The sequence below is a fragment of the Streptomyces yamdrokensis genome (assembly GCF_053890455.1).
The window spans coordinates 4,165,916-4,183,274 of the sequence record NZ_CM132679.1 but is presented as its reverse complement, the minus strand read 5'-3'; the positions used below and the strand labels follow the sequence as shown (position 1 = coordinate 4,183,274).

Sequence of the window (17,359 nt, the reverse complement as noted above, 5' to 3'; positions counted from 1 at the left end):
AGATCCAAACGGGCCCCGGCGCGAATAAGTTCAAACCCGTAGAAATCAGATGAGCCAGAGCAGCCGAAGCACGAGCGGAGAAGGGGGCGGGGCGCACATGGGCACTCCTCCGGCAACGCCGTCGGGCCCGCAGTCATGGGTACGAGGGCCGAAACCCGCACGGCCGACGGCCCCGGCCGCCACACCGCCCGTCACACCGCCCGCCGCGGACGGCGGAGCCTCCGGTGCGGGTCAGACTCCGGTACCCGGGGCGACCGCGGGTCCGGGGACTCCGGATGCCGGGCCGGCGACGGGGTACGGCGCGGGTACGGCGGTCCAGCCGGGGGCACCGGCCCGGCCCGGGGTGCCGGGGCAGGCCGGAGCACCGGGGCAGCACCCTCAGCCGGGACAGCACATCCCGCCGAGGCCACACCCTCAGCCGGGACCACACGCCCAGGCGGGAACGGCCGTGCACCCGGCACCTGTTCCGGCTCCCGCCCCGGCATCCCCCGCACCGTCCGCGTCAGCGGCCCCCGCACCCGCCTCGCCCGCACACGCGCACGCGCACACGGCGGCACCCGCCCCGGCCCGGACGCCCCGCCCCTCGCCCCCCGCCCCCCGCAAGAGAGCCCCCGCCCCCGCCTCCGCCGGCGAGCCCTCCTGGGGTGAGCCCAGACGGCGGACGACCGTGCGCGGGAAGTCGCGGGACGAGATCGGGTGGGTCAAGGCGCACGGCGGAGCCGGTGCCTCCTCGCTCGCCGACGCTCTCGGCGGGGTCGACGTGGGGGCCCGCTGGCCGGAGCCCGCGCGGGGCGAACCGCGCCGGGTCATGCTGGTCGGCCGGACCAGCGCACGCGGACTGCGTGCCGTGTCACGGGCGTTGGGTGCGCTGAAGGACGGAAAGGCCCCGCAGGGGATCGACCTGCTGGGTGTCGTCCTCGTCGCCGACGCCCCCGGGCGGCTCCCGCTCAGCCTGCTGCGCCGCATCCGGGTCGTCCGCTCGGTCACCCATGTGCACCGGGTGCCGTGGATCCCGGCCTGGCGGGTGGGCGGTCAGCCCAAGTACCTGCCCCGACAACTCAGCGTGCTCGCCGACCTGGTGGGCACCAAAACCGACGGCGAGAGAACCGTTTCATGACCTCCCCCCTCACCCACCTCGCCCTCCCCCTCGGGGAGCGGCTGGCCGGCTACACCCCGACCGCCGACGCCGGCGTCATCCTCGGCATCCTCGCGTGGTGCGCCTCGGCCGCGGGGGTCGGCGGACTGATCATCGTCGGCATGCAGATGGCGATCCAACTGCGCCGCGGCGAGCCGGGCGAGGGCGGCGAGCACTTCCGCGGGGTCTTCTACGTCACCCTCGGCTGCCTGGTCGCCTCGACGGCCGGGCCACTCGTCGCCTTCCTCGGCAATCTGTCCCTCCTCTGAGGTTCGCAAACCTCTCGGCACCAGTCACCCCAGCCGCATCCAGGCCCCACCTCAGCCCAGCCCACCTCACCCCTACCTCGCGCCCACCGCTCATGCCACGGCGCCGACCTCTCGGAGATCCCCATGTCCCTGCTCCTCGAAGCCACCAACGTGCTCGCCGCCGGCGTGCCCCAGCCGGTGAGCAACGCCCCCGGCGAGCTGACCTCCAAGGTCAACACCGTGCTCGGCATAGCCGCCTGGGCCGGTACCGCCGCCGGCGTCGCCGGGGTGCTGATCACCGGCACGATGATGGCCGTCTCCCTCAAGCGGGGTGAGAGCTCGGAGCACATGAGCCGCCTCGGCATGGTGCTCGGCGGCTGTGTCCTGGTCGCCACCGCGGGCCCGCTGGTCGGCTTCGTCTTCAACTGATCCGGCGGACGGGGAGGAGCCGGGGACGGTCGAGATGTTCACACGCAGGGAGTACCGGGAGCCACGCCGGTACCGGTCGGACCCGTCGGGGCCGTACTGGAAGCAGCGCGGCTGGCAGGTGTCGGCGGGGTTCCTCGCCGTCGTCGTCGTACTGAGCGGGATCGTCGCGCTGACGACCGACCAGGACCCCGACGGGAACAACGGGAACGCGCCGGCGGCCGAGGGGCCGCTGTCCGGCACTCCGGCCATGAAGGACGGCCGGCCCGAGGGATGCCGTACGGACGACAGCGACGGCGACGCCCTGCCCACGGCTCCGCCCGACGACGTCGACTGGCACACCCTCGACGTCACGCGTGTGCCCGTCTCGGCCTCCGCCGGCCCGACCCTGACCCAGGGGCCCCTGTGGTGGTGCTTCGCGCACACGCCGACCGGGGCCGTGCTGGCCGCCCACATCATTCCCTCGCAGATGAGCGGTCCCGACTGGCGGACCGTCGCGCGGGAGCAGGTCGTGTCCGGCCAGGGCCGGGACCTGTTCGTCTTCAAGCGTTCCACGGTCCGGGACGACGACACCGTCGAATCCGGCTCCGGCGCCAGTGCCGATGCCGGAGCCGGAGCCGGAGCCGGTGACGGGCCGGGCTCCGGGTCCGGCGCGAGTGCCGGGACCGGCAGTTCGTCCGTCGCCTCCTACGCCGGATACTCGGTGCCCGCGTACTCCGGCGAGGCGGCGACCGTCGAACTGCTACTCAAGACCAGTCAGGGCTACGCCACGACCTCCATCGCCCTGCGCTGGAGCGGCGGCGACTGGAAGGTCCAGCCCTCCGACAACGGTGCCCTGCACACGCCCGTGAAGGCGGTCCAGGGAACCAACGGCCATCTCCTTTGGGGGGTTTGACATGGCGTGCCCGACCGGTAACCCCATCGTCGACATCGCGGTGGGATTCTTCAGCTTCCTCGGGGATCCCATCGGGACCATCGTCGAGGGCGTCGCCAACGCCGTCCTCGCGGGCGCCATCGCGGTGTTCGGGGCGCTGACCACCAGCATCCCGACCCTCTCGGGCACCACGACGGCCCAGGACATCAACAGCCAGACACAGTGGATCGTGGTCTATCTGGCGGTCGGCTCGCTGCTGTTCGCGTCCGCGCGGATGGCCATCGAGCGGCGCGGTGAGGCCGGCACGACCGCGCTCAAGGGCATCATGCGGGTCATCCTCGTCTCGGGTGCCGCCACCACCGTCGTCACGGCCGCCGCCACCCTCTCCGACGACTACTCCACGTACCTCTTCAACGCGGGCGCGGAGAAGCAGCTGAGCGCCGTGGGCGCCTGCTCCGACGGCAACGGCATCGAGTCCTTCCTGCTGCTGGTCCTCGCCTTCCTGCTGCTGATCGCCGGGATCATCCACACGATCCTGCTCTACATCCGCCTCGGCGTCATGATCCTGCTGCTGGGCACCCTCCCGCTGGCCGCCGCCGCCTCCATGACGAACTGGGGCGGCGGCTGGTGGCGCAAGCACCTCGGCTGGATGATCGCCTGGCTGCTGTACAAGCCGGCGGCCGGCCTGGTGCTGTACGCGGGCTCGGCCATGATCACCTCGGGCCAGGACGGCGGCAGTGACATCAACGAACGCATCGCCGGTATCGGCGTGATGCTGCTGTCCGCCGTCGCCCTGCCCGCGCTGCTGAAGCTCGTCGTACCCGCCACCGCCGCGCTCGGCGGAGCGTCCGCGATGTCCGGGGCGATGTCCTCGGCGGGCGGTTCCCTGGCGTCCGGCGCCCGTTCGCTCGGCGGCGGCGGGGGCGGCGGCAGCAGCAGCGGTGGCGCCGGCGGGCAGAGCGGTCCGCGCGGCGCGTCGGGGGCGTCCGGCTCGGGCGGCTCGGGCGGTTCGCAGGGCTCCTCCGGTTCCGGCGGCATGTCCGGCTCCTCCGGTTTCGGTGGCGCCGACGGCGGCGCGGGCCGGCCGGGAGCCCCGGGGGCCGGGGCGGGAGCCGGCGCCGGCGGAGGAGGAGCCGGCGGTGGCGGAGCGGCCGCCGGTGCGGGCCGGGCCGCCGCGGCGGCGGGAGGCCCGGTCGGTGTCGCCATCGGGGCGGCGGTGACGGCGGCGCAGGTCGTCGGCCGTACCGCCTCCGGCTCCCTCGAGGGCGCCGACGGCGACCAGGGGCACAACCGCTGACCCCGGCGACGGCCCGTCCGGGCTCGCGCGGCGCGCGGCGCACCGCGGCCCGGACGGCCGCCCGGCGCACCGGCACCTGAACGGCCGCCGGACTCCACGTCCCCCCGACGGAGTCCGGCGGTCTCCTCCCTCCCCCGCCCCGCTCACGCCCCGCCCGCCCCCGTAACCCGATCACTTCACGAAGGGAAAACGGACCCTCATGTCCACGGAAGCCGTCACCCATCCGACCTACGGGAACTGGCGCCGCCCAAGGCGTCCGGGGCTCGGTCCGCTCGGGCTCGTCGGCACCTTCGGTGTCTTCGGCGGGCTCGTCCTCACCCTGCTCGCGTCCCTGATCTCGCTGTACGCGGCGATGGTCGTGTTCGTCCCCATCGCGTTGTTCCTGGTCCCGCTCGCCATCCGCACCCAGGACGGCCGCAACGTCTACCAGCTGATCGCCCTGCGCATCGGCTGGCGGCGGCGCAAGGCCAGGGGCGCGCACCTGTACGTCTCCGGGCCGCTGTCCGCCCGGCCGGGCGGCCGGTTCCGCCCGCCGGGGCTGCTCAACAAGGTCTCCGCGACCGAGGGCCGGGACGCCTACGACCGTCCCTTCGGCGTGCTGCACCACCCGAACCGCAACCTGTACACGATCGTCCTGGGCTGCGACCCGGACGGCGGTTCGCTCGTCGACCCGGACCAGGTCGACGTGTGGGTCGCCCTGTGGGGCGAGTGGCTGGCCCGCCTGTCCCACGAACCCGGGCTGCGCGGCGCGTCCGTGATCGTGGAGACCGCCCCCGACCCGGGCACCCGGCTCGCCCACGAGGTGCTGCCCCGCATCCGGCCGAACGCGCCGGCCGCCGCCCGTGCCGTGATGGAGGAGGTCGTCGAGCGCTACCCCACCGCGTCCTCCGAGATGCACACGTACATCAGCCTCACCTACGGCGTCCCCGCGGGCCAGAAGCGGAAGAAGGAGGACGTGATCACCGACCTCGCCATCCGCATCCCGGGCCTGCTCAGCGGTCTGGTCGCGGCCGGCGGCGGAGCGGCGTACCCGCTGTCGGCGGAGCGGATCGCGGAGGTCGTGCGGGTCGCCTACGACCCGGCCGTCTCCGCCGACGTCCTCAACGCCCGCGCCCAGCAGGGCGGTACGGGCCTGGAGTGGGACGACGCCGGGCCGGCCGCCGCCGTCGAGACCGTGAACAGCTACCAGCACGACTCGGGGGTGTCCCGGACCTGGCTGATGACGCTGGCACCGCGGGGCACCGTACGGTCCTCGGTGCTGCGGGGCATGCTGGAGGCGGCGCCCGGCACGCGGCGCAAGCGGGTCGCGCTGGTGTACCGGCCGATCGACCCGGCCACCTCGGCCCGGATCGTCGAGGCGGACCGGCGCAGCGCCCAGTTCATGGCGACGTCCGGCCGGGGCATGGTGCAGGCCCGCGCGGCCTCCGAGATGCGGGCGGCGGAACAGACCGCGGCCGAGGAGGCGTCGGGCGCGGGACTCGTGGAGTTCTCGCTGATGCTGACCGTCACCGTCGACACCATGGAGCAGCTGGCCGACGCGAGCGTCACGGTGCGCAACCTGACCGCGGCCTCCCGGGTGCTGATGCGGCCCGCGGACCGGATGCAGGCGGCCGCCTTCAGCTGCACGCTGCCCGCCGGGATCCTCCCGTGGGAGCAGACCCTGATCCCGCACGAACTGCAGGAGGCGCTGTGAGCCGCCGCGACGAGAAGAGGGCCGAGCTGGCCGACCGGCTGGCGGAGCAGCGGGCACGCGCGGAACTGGAGGCGAGGCGTCCCGGAGCGGGGCCCCTGGGGCCAAAGAGGTCCGGGCGCAGGGGCCGCAAGGAGCGCAAGGAACAGGAGAAGCGGGAGAAGCGGGGGAAGGCCGGGTACGAGGACGGGTTCGGCGAGGACGGCGGCAAGCAGGGCGACGGGAAGAAGGCCGCTTCCCGCCCGCGCGAGCCGTACGTGCCGCCGCGCGGCTGGTACGGGGCCGGGGGCGGGCGGGTCGGCTACCTGGATCCGCCGACCATGTGGCGGGCCACCACCGTGCAGGCGTGCGGCATGTGGCCGTTCGCGGCCGGTTCCGGCTCGCCCATGACGGGCGTACCGCTGGGGCAGCACCTGTTCACCGGTGCCACGGTCTGCGGCGACCCGCTGAACTGGTTCACCCGGGCCCGGTACATCTCCAACCCGTCGCTGTTCATGCTCGGCATGCCGGGTCTGGGCAAGTCCACGCTCGTCAACCGCATGCTGATCGGGCTCTCCGCCACCGGTGTCGTCCCGCTGGTCCTCGGCGACCTCAAGCCCGACTACGCCGACACGGTCCGTGCCCTGGGCGGCCAGGTGATCTCCATCGGCCGCGGGCGGGGCGGCATCAACGTCCTCGACCCGGGCGCCATGGGCGCGGCCGCGGCCAGGATCGGCGGCGAGGCGGGCGAGGTGCTGAAGGCCGAGACGCACGGCCGGGTGCTGAACATGGTGGCCGCGCTCATCACCATCGTGCGCGGCCGGCCGATGGACGACCACGAGCAGTCCGTGCTCTCCGCCGTCCTGCACCACCTGCGCGAACGCACCCCGCCCGGCCGGACCGTGCTGCTGCCGGACGTGCTCCGGGTGCTCACCGAGGGCCCCGACCGGGTGCGCGCGGTCACCCTCGACCGGGGGGACGACGCCCGCTACCGGGACGCCGTCGACCCGCTGCACCGCTCCCTGCTCGGCATTCTCGACGGTCCGCTCGGCGACACCTTCGCCTCCGAGACGTCCACCCGCATCAACCCGGACGCGCCCGCCGTGTGCATCGACATCTCCGGCATCGGTGAGGCCGACACCCAGCTGACCGCCGCCGCGATGCTCGCCGCCTGGTCCGACGGGCTCGGCACGGTGGCCGCCTCGCACGCCCTCGCGGACGCCGGGCTCGAGCCCCGGCGCTGGTTCTTCACCGTGCTCGACGAGCTGTGGCGCCCGCTGCGCGCCGCCTCCGGCATCGTCGACCGCATCGACGCCCTGACCCGCCTCAACCGTTCCCTCGGCCTCGGCGACGCCAAGATCACCCACACGCTCAAGGACGCCGAGGCCCTCGGCACCGACGCCGACCGGGCCAAGGCGCGCGGCTTCGTCGAGCGGGCCGGGATGGTGGTGTGCGCGGGGCTGCCGAAGGCGGAGATGGAGGACCTCGGCAAGGTGGTGGGCCTGTCCCGGCGCGAGATCGAACTCGTGTCGTCCTGGTCCTCGCCGCCCGGCTGGGGTGTCTCCGGCGACCACGAGGAGCCGCCCGGCCGGGGCCGCTTCCTCATCAAGGTCGGCGGACGCCCCGGCATCCCCATCAAGGTCGCCATCACCGACGCCGAGCGCCGGCTGCACAACACCAACACCCGGTGGACGCCGAACGAGGAACGGGTCGAGCAGGCGGTCGAGCAGCAGCTCGCCCACACCGCCGCACAGGTGGCACGGGCCGCGCAGGAGGGGGCGTACGCGTCGCCGGGTGCCCCCGGCGAGCCGGGCGTTCCGGGGTTCCCGGGCGGCCCGGGGTTCCCCGGCGGTCCGGGTGCCGGGGCCGCCGCCGGGGGGTGGTCCGCGTGAGTGCTCCGGGCACCGGTGACCTGCACGAGCAGCTGCCGTGGGCCATCGTGGCGATCGCCGGCACCGGCCTGACCATGTTCACCGTCGCCTGGTGTGGCGGGACCCTCGGATCCGGGCTGTCCGGCAACGGCTGGGACGGCCCGCCGTTCGCCATGTCGACCGTGTCGCACCTGGTCTCCGACGGGCCGGCCGGCCTGTGGCCCGGGGCTCCGGCCGCCGCCCTCTACGGGGGCATGCTCGTCCTGCTGGCTCTCATCGCGCTGCCCGTCGTCCTCGCCCTGCGCCTCGTCCTGGGCCGGTCCGGCCGCACCAAGGGCCTGGCCGGGCGCCGCGAACTCGCCGCCATGTGCCCCAAGGGCATCGAGGCCCGCGCCCGCGAACTGCGCCCCAGCCTCAACGGCCGCGACCGGGTGCACCCGGACGAGACCGGCAACCTCCTCGGCGACCTCAGCCCCAACGGCCCCGAGCTGCGCAGCAGTTACGAGGACGTGGAACTGGACCTCATGGCGCCCCGGGCCGGCAAGTCCACCGGCATCGCCGTCCCCCGGGTGCTGCGCGCCCAGGGCGCCGTCCTGCTCACCTCCAACAAGTCCGACGTGTACGCCGTCACCCGCGCCGAGCGCGAGAAGGCCGGCACGGTCTGGACGTTCGACCCGCAGGGCATCGCGCACACCCCGCGTGCCATGTGGTGGAACCTGCTCGGCGAGTGCCACACCATCGAGGGCGCCCGCCGCATGGCCGGTCACTTCGTGGCGTCGGTCAACGACGACACCGCGAAGAAGGACTTCTGGATCTCGGCCGCCCAGAACACCCTCACCGCCCTCTTCCTGGCCGCCGCCCGCAGCCGCACCCCCATCACCGAACTGCTCGGCTGGCTCGCCGACCCCGCCGACCGCACCCCGGTCGACCTGCTCCGCGACGCCGGACTCGTCGCGATGGCCGAGCAGTTGCAGGGAACCGTGCGCGGTGCGGTGGAGACCCGGGACGGCATCTACGAGACCGCCCGCCAGACCGTGTCCTGCCTTCTCGACCCGGAGATCCTCGCCTGGGTCTCACCCGACCCCCACCTGCCCGAGTTCCGTCCCGACCTGCACGTCCTCGGCCAGGACACGCTCTACCTGCTCTCCAAGGACGGCGGTGGCTCCGCGGCGGGCGTCATCGCGGGGCTCGCCGACGCGACGATGCGGGCGGGCGTGGTCGCCGCCGAGCGCATGGGCGGCCGGCTCGACCCGCCGCTGACGGCGGTCCTCGACGAGGCCGCCAACGTGTGCCGCATCTCCGATCTGCCCGACCTGTACTCGCACTTCGGTTCGCGCGGCATCAACGTCGTGACACTTCTGCAGAGTTACCGGCAGGGTGCCCGGGTGTGGGGCGAGATCGGCATGGACGCGCTGTGGAGCGCGGCGACGATCAAGCTCCTCGGCGCGGGCCTGGACGACGCCGACTTCGTGCAGAAGATCTCCACGCTCGTCGGCCAGCACGACGTCCGTACGCCCACCGTCTCCCGTAGCAAGGAGGGGACTTCACGGTCGTACTCCTACCGTCAGGAGTCCGTCCTGCCGCCGGACCGCATCCGCGCCCTCCCCAAGGGCACGGCGCTGCTCCTCGCCACCGGCGTCAAGCCGGCGCTGATCCGGCTGCGCCCCTGGTACAAGGAGCCCGGCGCCGGGGCGATCTCGGCGGCCGCGAAAGCGGAGACGGCGGCCATCACGGAGCGTGCCGCGCGCCGTCTCCTGCCGGGACTGGGGGACGCTCCGGGGACGGAGGCGGCGGGGGTCCCGGGGCTGCCGGGCGCACAGGGGGTTCCGGGGGTGACGCTGTCCAAGCCGGTGCGCTGACCCGGTCCCGGTGCGGGTGCGGGTGCGGGTGCGGGAAGGTGCCGGGCCGGCGGCCCAGCGTGAGCGTACGCAGGACCAGCTCGGCCGGCCCGTACCGCACCCGGCCCGTCAGCCGGACGCTGACGGCGAGTTGGCCGGCGTAGAGCAGTACGCACCCCGCGAGGACGGCGACCGTGCCGGCCCGGTCGTACAGTCCGAGCCCGTACCCGGTGAACACGCAGGCGAGGACGAGCGACTGGGCGAGGTAGTGGCTGAGCGCCATGCGTCCGGCGGCGGCGAGCGCCCGGGCCGCCGCCGGGACGCGGGCCTCGCACCGCAGGAGCAGCAGGAGCAGGCCGCAGGCGTACGACGCCGTCAGCGCCGGAGCGGTCAGCACCGTCACCCCCTGCCCGACCAGAAACCAGCGGCTGTCCAGCGGCCCGCTCGCGCAGCAGGCGGCCACCACACCGCCGGCGAGGCCGGGCGGCAGCAGGCGTACGACGGCCCGCCGCAGCCACACCGCGTCCCGGCCGCGCCGCTCGGCCAGCCGGGACTTCGCCGCCGCCAGCCCCGCCAGGGCGGCGGCCAGCATGGCCGGCGCGTACAGCAGGTCCGTGGCGATCACCGCCGGCAGTTCGCGCAGATGCGCGCCCAGCACCGATCCGGCGTCGCCCCGGTAGGCGGCGACGGTGTCGGCGACGCGGGGCGCGTACTCGGTGACGGTGACCGGCTCGGTGAGCGCGACGGTCAGCAGCCCGTACCCGAGCAGCAGCGCCGACAGCACCACCAGCGGGCCGGCCGCGAGGTACAGCGCGGCCCGCGCGGAGATCCCGCGCAGCCCGTACAGCACCAGCGCGATGACGGCGTACGTGGTCAGGATGTCGCCGGGATACAGGAGGACGGCGTGCCCGGCCCCCAGGACGAACAGACCCGCGGCGCGCCGCAGATGGCGCGGGGCGAAGGCGACGCCCGCCTGCCGGGCGGACCGGTACTGGAGGACGAAGCCGTAGCCGAAGAGGAAGGAGAACAGGACGTAGAACTTGGCCGTGACCAGCGCGGTCACCGTCCACGCGGCACCCCGGTCCAGTGTCGAGGTGCCGGGCCCGCCGCCGAAGGCCGTGTACGGGCCCGCCATCAGACCGGCGTTGACCACCAGGATGCCGAACAGGGCGAACCCGCGCAGCACGTCGAGTTCGCCGACGCGCCGGGGCCGGCCGGGCAGGGCCCCCACCGGCCTCACCCCGCCATCACGACCCCGGTGCCGAACGCCAGGGTGGCGGACAGGAACCATCCGAACGACGGTGCCAGCAGATGCCTGGGCGTCCACAGCCTGGCCTGCGTGGGATGCTCACGCACGTACACGACCGGCACGTTGTCGCCGACCGGGGGCACTCCGTAGAACGGCCCGCAGCGCCCCGGGTCGAGGACGAGGTCCCTGCCGAAGTGGTCGGAGAACACGACGAGTCCGCCGCGCCGCCGGTCGGTCGCCTTGCGTGCCGTCACGAACCCCATCACCCGCCGGCCGCGCGCCCACAGGGCCGCGGCCGTCGCCATCGCCCGGACCGCGGCCAGCAGAAAGCCGATGCCGAACCCCGTGCACAGCGCGAGCACCACCAACTCCGCGTTCATACCCATCCCTTCGTCCAGGCCCTGCCGGCCGGTGCCCTGTCGGCCGGTGCCCTGCGCGCACAACGGCCGGTGAGGTCGACCCGGTTCACCCCGGTTCCCGTCCCGCCCGCCTTGAACCTCCGGACGACACGGCTCCGTTGTGTGGGCGATCCCTGGCATTCCCACGTCCCACCATCCCTACCCACGCGGCGCCTACGAAGGGAGCCACGAACCGCATGAGACGGATCCCGGGCGCACACGGCCACCGGACGGCGGCCGCCGTCGCACTGGCCCTCGTCCTGACGGCGGCACTCCACCAGCCCGCCAGCGCCGAACCGGCGACCCTCCCCGAGGTGCGCGCCGAACTCGACCGCCTCTACCACGACGCCGAGGTCGCCACCGAGAAGTACAACGCCGTCGACGGCAAGGTGACCCGGCAGAAGAAGCGCCTCGGCGCGCTCAGGGCCCAGGTGACGTCGACGGAGAAGAAGCTGACCCGCCTCACCGAGCTGGCCGGGGTGGCGGCCCGCACCCAGTACCGCGGTGGCGGTGTCCCCGCCGAGATGCAGTTCGTCCTCGCCGACGACCCCGAACGCGCCCTGGACAACGCCTCCCTGGCCCGTCAGGCGCACCAGGGCACGAACCGGGTGATGACGGCCCTGGCCAAGACCCGGGAGGAGCTGCGCACGCGCAGCGACGACGCGGCCGACGAACTGAAACGGCTGCGCAAGAACCGCAGCACCATGGACTCCCACCGCGGGACGATCCAGGACCGCATCGACGAGGCGCAGAAGGTGGAGTCGCGGCTGGCGGAGAAGCAGCGCCGCGAACTGGCCGCGCTCGAAAGGGAAGCCGCCGACGAGGCCCAGGCGGAGTGGGTGGAGTCGGGCGTCCTGGACACCGCCGGCACCGAGGGCAGCAGCGCGGGCAGCAGGGCCGTCGCCTTCGCCACCCGTGAGCTCGGCAAGCCCTACGTCTGGGGCGCCGAGGGCCCCGACTCCTACGACTGCTCCGGCCTCACCTCGCAGGCGTGGCTGGCGGCGGGCGTGGCCATCCCCCGTACCTCGCAGGAGCAGTGGCGCCTGCTCCACCGCGTCCCGGTCGCGGACATGCGCCCCGGTGACCTGATCATCTACAACGCCGACGCCACCCACGTCTCCCTCTACATCGGCGACGGCAAGATGATCCACGCCCCGCGCCCGGGGCGTTCGGTGACGGTGGCGCCGGCCGGGTCGCTGGAGATCCTCGGGGTGGTGCGGCCGGACGCGTGAACGTGAGGCGGGGCGGACCCCACATGGGGTCCGCCCCGCCCCCCGCCTCTGGTCCGGGCTGCCTGCGCTCCCCCCGTCGGCGGCTCCGCACCACCGAGGGGCCGGACAGGAAGCTACCTAACGGCCTCCACCTCCTCCGCCCGCGCCCCTGCGGCGTCCCCCCTGCCCGTGCGACGACGACGAGCTGTGTGACGGCGCGGGGGGCCGACTGGGCGCCGAACTGTCGTGCGACTGGGCCGGCTGCTGGTACTGCTGCTGGTACTGCTGCTGCTGCGCGAGGTGCCCCGCGACCTGCTGGTTGTACTGCGGCAGCGTCGGGCCGTAGCCGCCCGTGGGCATCTGCTGCCCGCTGGACTGCTGGTACGGGTCATGCATGGGCTGCGGGGACCCCACGGCCACCGCCGTTCCCACGGCCTGGGCCGCGGCGCCGAAACCCTGGATGCCCGGGTGGTTCATGCCGGCCCCGGCACCGTAGACGGCCCCTCCGACGGTCGCGACAGCGGATCCCGTGAACCTGGCGAGGGAGGGAGCGGGCTGAGGCCTTGTGGGGTCAGCCCTGACGCTGTAGGCGTAGTAGGCCTGCCGGCTGGCCTCGGCCGCGTTGGCGGCCGCGGTCGCGCCGACCGCGCCGCCGTAGCCCTGCACGGCCGCGGTGGGGTCGGACGAGTACTGCGCCGCGAGCATGGCGGCCGACTGCCCTGCCAGCGGAGCCGCCGCCAGGGCGGCGTTGGAAGCACGCGTCCAGCCGCTGTCGCCGGTCGGGGCGGCAGCGGACGGCTGGGAGTACTGGGAGGGCGGGTACTGCGAGTACTGCGACTGCGAGTACTGCGACTGGGAGTACTGCGACTGCGAGTACTGCGCCTGTGACTGCTGCGAACTGCTCGACGTGGAGGGCGGGTAGGGCCCGGAGCCGTCGCTCTCCGGGCTGCTGCTGCCGTAGCGGCCCGCGGAACTGCTGCTCTGGTGGCCGCCGCTCCCGCCACTCCGGCGGCTCCCGCCGCTCTGTGCCGTATAGAAGCTGTCGTCCGAGTTGTTTCCTGACATGTGGCACTTCCTCTTCGTTCACGGATCGGGTCGTGGGAACACGACACCGCCGAACACGACTCCGTCGCGGAGTCATCAGCACAACGGCACCGGAGCGGCGAGGGTTCAGAGACTCCGGCCGCTGTCCCCCCGGAGGCGGTGAACCCCGGGCGCCATCCGTGCGTTGTGGTGCCGGACGCGACGAGGCCCGATCTCCACCCGAGGGAACATTCATGCGCAACCCCGTGTCAGTCACCTCCACACCCGCCGGAGAACAGGAGGAGCGGTCATGAGGAACGACACCGCTCCTGCCGCGCAGGAGGAGCAGAGGGGCGACAACGGGGCCGGGGCGCCTCAGGCCCCGTCCGCGCCCCTGTTCATCCTCTACTTCGAGGGTCCCGATTACGTCCAGGCGCTGCGGCAGCTGACCCTGTGGGCGCACCATGTGCTGCTGCCGGTCTACGGCCGGGAGGTCACCTCCTCCACTCCCTGGTGCTCCCGCTGGTGGGAGCACCCGGAGGCGGTGGCCCAGCTCCACGGTCTGTGGCTCGCCTGGATGGAGCTGACAGGTCCGGGGTCGGGCCTGAGCGGGCCCGCCAACTGGCACCGCGACTACCTGCTGCCGGTGATGGCTTCCCTCCGGGACCCCTCGGGCCCCTTCGCCGGCTGCAAGCCCGGCATGCACCGCCCGAAGGAGAAGCCCACCGTCGATGCCCTGGACCCCTTCGGGCCGCCGCCCCCTCCGCCCCCTCCGCCCGCGTCGGCCTGAGGGAGCGGCGTGGCGTTAGGAGCCACGGCCGGCCTGCCCCGCCGTGGCGTCCCGTCTGTTGAACCGTTGCCCCCGGCCCGCCCGTTGTCGCTTCCTGTCAGCACCTCCGACCTGAAAGAGGGGCACCGTGGCGGATGACAACGCGGCCTCCCCGAACCGGAACCGGTTGACCAAGGAGCGCCCCGAAGTCGGACTGGCGCGTGACCTGGTCAAGACCGAGTACCGCCTGCGGGACGAGCGTCGCGACAACGGGCGGGATCCGACCGGCACGGCGGGCCTCTGGAACCGCCTGGCGGCCGAGCTGCGCCGGCTCATGGACCGTCTGACGGGCCGCTCCCAGTCGGCGGCGACCCCGGCCGGCGGGGACTACGCGTCCGTCGCCGGACGGGAGGCCGACCGCTCCGGGCCGTGGCCGCCCGTCCCGGCGCGGAGTCCGGCGGAGAGAACGTCCGAGATGTCCTCGGCGCGGTCGGCGGATCCGGACATGGCGCGCCTCGGGGAGAGGATCGGCCGGCTGTCGACGCTCCAGCACGAGGCCTTCGAGGACGCGGTTCTCCACCTGGTCAGGACCGACGCTAACTGGAAGAAGGCGTTCGAGCAGTCCCCCGAGAGCATGCCGACCGTCGCCCGGTACGCCGCCAACGCGTACATGCGGGAGTCGCTGCGGGAGACGTCCCAGGGTGTGGACCCGCCCCGACGGGAGCGGGCGTCGGCGCAGGAGACCGCACTGCGGACCGCGCCGGCCACGACCGGGAACGCCTACACCGACAGCAGTACGCAGACGGAGACGGAGACGAACGCGAGCACGAACACGGCCGCCCCCGGCCTCACCGCCACCCAGGCCATGGAGGCCGCCCGGGACCGGATCATGGCCGCCGACGCGCGGCAGTTCGCGGCACTGCGCGAGCGCTGGGAGCGTCCGGCTTCGCAGGAGCGGTCGGACACCGCACCGGCCGCGACACAGGTCGCGGGGCAGGACCGGAGCAGCTTCGAAGGGCCCCGCCGGAACGAGATGGCCGACGGCGAGGCCTTCCGGGCGGCCGAGCGGACGCGATGGGAGCGCCTCGGCACCTCCCCCACCGCCACCCCGGCCCTCACCGACGCCCCCGACAACCAAGCCCTCCAAGCAGCCCGGCAGACGCAATGGGAGCGCCTCGGCACCGGCCCCACCGCCACCCCCAGCGCCCAGGACGCCTTCGACGGCCAGGGCTTTGGCGCCGCCGAGCAAGCCCAACGGGAGCAGCTCGGCAACAGCCCCACCCTCGCCCCGCGCCCCGCCGACGTCTTCGACGGACAGGCCTTTCTCGCGGCCGAGCGGGCTGCTCAGCAGACCGGGCGGGCCGCCCACGCAGGCGGCCCGGTGGACAGCGCCCCCACGAGCGCGCCCCCGAGCCCCGTGACGCCCCCGGCGCCGTCCACGCCCCTGCCGTCCCTGCTCAGCGGCGACGGGCACAGGGCCCTGCGCGGCTCGCTCGAGTCGCTCGCCCCTCTGAGCTCCCCCACGGCCCCGGGCAGCAGCGGTTCACCGACGAGGTCCCGCCCGGTACCCGTCGGAGCCCCCATCACCACACCCATGAAACCCCAGCCGAGAGGACGGAAATGACGTACGTCGCCCCACCAGGAGGCGTGATCCATGCGTAGACCCTTCATCCGCAGGCCCGTCCTGCGCAGGCGCACCTCGTTCCTGCTGGCGCTGCTCCTGGTCGCCGTCGGGGTCACCGGCACCGCCCTGCTGATCCAGAACCAGCGCTCGGACGACGTGAGCATCGCGGGCTCGCCGGCCGCCAACGCCGGCACCGGTGAGCACACCGTCACCTTCAAGAACACGACGGCCCAGCGGATCTGGATCGGCAGCACGGTCAACGCCGACGGGTCGGCCGAACTCACCGGGCTGCCGACCTTGGACCCGGGCCAGTCGGCCACCATCACGATCCCCGAGAACTCCGGCGCCGGGCACTGGCGCGGCAAGTTCTTCGCCCGCGAGGGCTGCACCGGCGAGGAGGGCAGTACGTTCCACTGCGCCGTCGGCGACTGCGGGCCGTACTCCGACCGGTGCTCGACCGGTGAACAGCCGACCGGGCTCGCCGAGTTCAACTTCGACCCGAAGGACAGCCTGGCGCCCTGGTACAACGTCAGCTACGTCAACGCCGTCGCGTCGCCGATCACCATCACGCCGGACGGCGTGACACCGCCCGAGTCGGGCGAGTGCACGTCGGCGGGCTGCGTCGAGGACCTGCTGGCCGCCTGCCCGGCCGACAACCTGGTCAAGGACGAGGCCACCGGCCGGGCGCTGGTGTGCGTCAACCCGAACCGGGACGCGAAGACCCCCTACAGCGACGCGCTGGCCGGCAAGTGCCCGACCGCGTACAGCTGGTCCAAGCACGACACCGAGCAGGGCAACCAGGTCGTGTACCAGTGCCGGCAGTGCACCGGCATGACCGTCACCTTCCACGGCACCGGCGAGGCCGCCGCCCCGCCCGACGACAACGCCGTGGCCCCGCCGGCCCCCGTGGTCACCGAGCAGCCCCGCGGGGGCGGCAGCACCCCGGCCGCCTCCCGCAAGGGCATCAGCCTCAACCCCGTGGCGGGTGCCTCCGAGGCCCTGGCCGACTCCGGTTCGTCCTGGTTCTACAACTGGGCCTCCTCCAGCGACGGTGTCACCAGGCCGGAGGGTGTCGAGTACGTCCCGATGATCTGGGGCCCCGACTCGGTCACCGACGCCCAACTGGGCCAGGCCGCCAAGGAGGGGAAGGCTCTGCTCGGCTTCAACGAGCCGGACCATCCGGGCCAGGCCACCATGTCGCCCGAACAGGCGCTGGACCTGTGGCCCCGGCTGGAGTCCACCGGTCTGCGCCTGGGCGCACCCGCGGTCGCCTCCGGCGGTGACCTCGAGGGCGGCTGGCTGGACCGGTTCATGAAGGGGGCCGAACAGCGCGGTCTGCGCGTCGACTTCATTCCCCTGCACTGGTACGGCGCCGACTTCGGCCCCGACGCCGTCAACCAGCTGCGCGGCTATCTGCAGGCCGTGCACGACCGCTACGACAAGCCGGTCTGGCTCACGGAGTACGCCCTGATCGACTTCTCCCAGGGCACTCCGCGCTACCCGAGCGAACAGGAACAGACCGACTTCGTCCGGTCCTCGACCGAGATGCTGAACGGCCTGGACTTCCTGGAGCGCTACGCGTGGTTCGTGCTGTCCACCGAGACCCACCGGACGGGTCTCTACGACGGGGCGGTCGCCAACGCGAGCGGGCGTATCTACCGCGAGGTGCGCTGAGGTGCGCCGAGGTGTGCTGAGGTGCTGACGCGCTGAGGCCCCCGCCGCGAACA

General features: G+C 73.6%; 14 protein-coding genes and 1 pseudogene. 12 read left to right on the top strand and 3 right to left on the bottom strand.

Translation table 11 applies throughout. The annotated features are described in order from the left end of the window. The first annotated feature begins 667 nt into the window (after positions 1–667). From ACWZEH_RS18575 to ACWZEH_RS18540, 8 genes are all read left to right on the top strand, one after another. Entirely contained in the window at positions 668–1,117 is a 450-nt protein-coding gene (locus ACWZEH_RS18575; RefSeq protein ID WP_456192301.1) for a DUF6668 family protein, read from the top strand. Next, positions 1,114–1,404 (top strand): hypothetical protein, encoded by a 291-nt coding sequence (locus tag ACWZEH_RS18570; RefSeq protein WP_384012952.1) that lies wholly within the window; start codon positions 1,114–1,116, stop codon positions 1,402–1,404. The genes ACWZEH_RS18575 and ACWZEH_RS18570 overlap by 4 nt, the downstream gene beginning before the upstream one ends. Before the next feature lie 123 nt (positions 1,405–1,527). Beyond that, positions 1,528–1,812, top strand: coding sequence for a hypothetical protein (locus ACWZEH_RS18565; protein ID WP_456192300.1), 285 nt, complete (start codon positions 1,528–1,530; stop codon positions 1,810–1,812). Positions 1,813–1,846: 34 nt separating this feature from the next. Then, positions 1,847–2,704: a DUF8175 domain-containg protein gene (locus ACWZEH_RS18560; RefSeq protein ID WP_456192299.1), complete on the top strand. Its 858-nt coding sequence runs from the start codon at positions 1,847–1,849 to the stop codon at positions 2,702–2,704. Between the two features lies 1 nt (position 2,705). Beyond that, entirely contained in the window at positions 2,706–3,980 is a 1,275-nt protein-coding gene (locus ACWZEH_RS18555; protein WP_456192298.1) for a TrbL/VirB6 family protein, read from the top strand. A 199-nt stretch (positions 3,981–4,179) separates the two neighbouring features. Next, entirely contained in the window at positions 4,180–5,673 is a 1,494-nt protein-coding gene (locus ACWZEH_RS18550; RefSeq protein WP_456192297.1) for an SCO6880 family protein, read from the top strand. Positions 5,674–5,927: 254 nt separating this feature from the next. After that, positions 5,928–7,541, top strand: a complete 1,614-nt coding sequence (locus tag ACWZEH_RS18545) for an ATP/GTP-binding protein (RefSeq protein ID WP_456199674.1) — start codon at positions 5,928–5,930, stop codon at positions 7,539–7,541. Then, positions 7,538–9,379 (top strand): type IV secretory system conjugative DNA transfer family protein, encoded by a 1,842-nt coding sequence (locus tag ACWZEH_RS18540; protein WP_456192296.1) that lies wholly within the window; start codon positions 7,538–7,540, stop codon positions 9,377–9,379. The genes ACWZEH_RS18545 and ACWZEH_RS18540 overlap by 4 nt, the downstream gene beginning before the upstream one ends. A gap of 64 nt (positions 9,380–9,443) precedes the next feature. Here the strand turns inward: ACWZEH_RS18540 and ACWZEH_RS18535 are convergent. Together ACWZEH_RS18535 and ACWZEH_RS18530 are read right to left on the bottom strand one after the other, a co-directional pair. Continuing rightward, a pseudogene (locus ACWZEH_RS18535) lies at positions 9,444–9,950 on the bottom strand (DUF418 domain-containing protein); the annotation flags it as partial. A gap of 644 nt (positions 9,951–10,594) precedes the next feature. Continuing rightward, positions 10,595–10,987, bottom strand: a complete 393-nt coding sequence (locus tag ACWZEH_RS18530) for a hypothetical protein (protein WP_456192295.1) — start codon at positions 10,985–10,987, stop codon at positions 10,595–10,597. A gap of 215 nt (positions 10,988–11,202) precedes the next feature. On the opposite strand from ACWZEH_RS18530, the gene ACWZEH_RS18525 reads away from it, so the two are divergent. Beyond that, positions 11,203–12,237, top strand: coding sequence for a C40 family peptidase (locus tag ACWZEH_RS18525; protein ID WP_456192294.1), 1,035 nt, complete (start codon positions 11,203–11,205; stop codon positions 12,235–12,237). Between the two features lie 117 nt (positions 12,238–12,354). Here ACWZEH_RS18525 and ACWZEH_RS18520 read toward each other — a convergent pair whose 3' ends face one another. Next, complete coding sequence (locus tag ACWZEH_RS18520) at positions 12,355–13,281, bottom strand: hypothetical protein (protein WP_456192293.1); 927 nt, start codon at positions 13,279–13,281, stop codon at positions 12,355–12,357. Positions 13,282–13,549: 268 nt separating this feature from the next. On the opposite strand from ACWZEH_RS18520, the gene ACWZEH_RS18515 reads away from it, so the two are divergent. The 3 genes from ACWZEH_RS18515 (at position 13,550) to ACWZEH_RS18505 (ending at position 17,306) form a co-directional block, all read left to right on the top strand. Beyond that, on the top strand, positions 13,550–14,029 hold the full coding sequence (locus tag ACWZEH_RS18515) for a DUF4913 domain-containing protein (protein ID WP_456192292.1): 480 nt from the start codon (positions 13,550–13,552) through the stop codon (positions 14,027–14,029). A gap of 127 nt (positions 14,030–14,156) precedes the next feature. Next, a complete protein-coding gene (locus ACWZEH_RS18510) occupies positions 14,157–15,632 on the top strand; it encodes a hypothetical protein (RefSeq protein ID WP_456192291.1) in 1,476 nt (491 codons plus the stop codon). 30 nt (positions 15,633–15,662) lie between these two features. Then, positions 15,663–17,306, top strand: coding sequence for a glycosyl hydrolase (locus ACWZEH_RS18505; protein ID WP_456192290.1), 1,644 nt, complete (start codon positions 15,663–15,665; stop codon positions 17,304–17,306). Positions 17,307–17,359 lie beyond the last annotated feature (53 nt).

Excerpts from the sequence above, each read along its gene's own strand:
- ACWZEH_RS18525 (WP_456192294.1), top strand. The coding sequence starts at position 11,203 with ATGAGACGGATCCCGGGCGCACACGGCCACCGGACGGCGGCCGCCGTC.
- ACWZEH_RS18560 (WP_456192299.1), top strand. The coding sequence starts at position 1,847 with ATGTTCACACGCAGGGAGTACCGGGAGCCACGCCGGTACCGGTCGGAC.
- ACWZEH_RS18505 (WP_456192290.1), top strand. The coding sequence starts at position 15,663 with ATGCGTAGACCCTTCATCCGCAGGCCCGTCCTGCGCAGGCGCACCTCG.
- ACWZEH_RS18515 (WP_456192292.1), top strand. The coding sequence starts at position 13,550 with ATGAGGAACGACACCGCTCCTGCCGCGCAGGAGGAGCAGAGGGGCGAC.
- ACWZEH_RS18565 (WP_456192300.1), top strand. The coding sequence starts at position 1,528 with ATGTCCCTGCTCCTCGAAGCCACCAACGTGCTCGCCGCCGGCGTGCCC.
- ACWZEH_RS18570 (WP_384012952.1), top strand. The coding sequence starts at position 1,114 with ATGACCTCCCCCCTCACCCACCTCGCCCTCCCCCTCGGGGAGCGGCTG.
- ACWZEH_RS18530 (WP_456192295.1), bottom strand. The coding sequence starts at position 10,987 with ATGAACGCGGAGTTGGTGGTGCTCGCGCTGTGCACGGGGTTCGGCATC.
- ACWZEH_RS18520 (WP_456192293.1), bottom strand. The coding sequence starts at position 13,281 with ATGTCAGGAAACAACTCGGACGACAGCTTCTATACGGCACAGAGCGGC.
- ACWZEH_RS18550 (WP_456192297.1), top strand. The coding sequence starts at position 4,180 with ATGTCCACGGAAGCCGTCACCCATCCGACCTACGGGAACTGGCGCCGC.
- ACWZEH_RS18555 (WP_456192298.1), top strand. The coding sequence starts at position 2,706 with ATGGCGTGCCCGACCGGTAACCCCATCGTCGACATCGCGGTGGGATTC.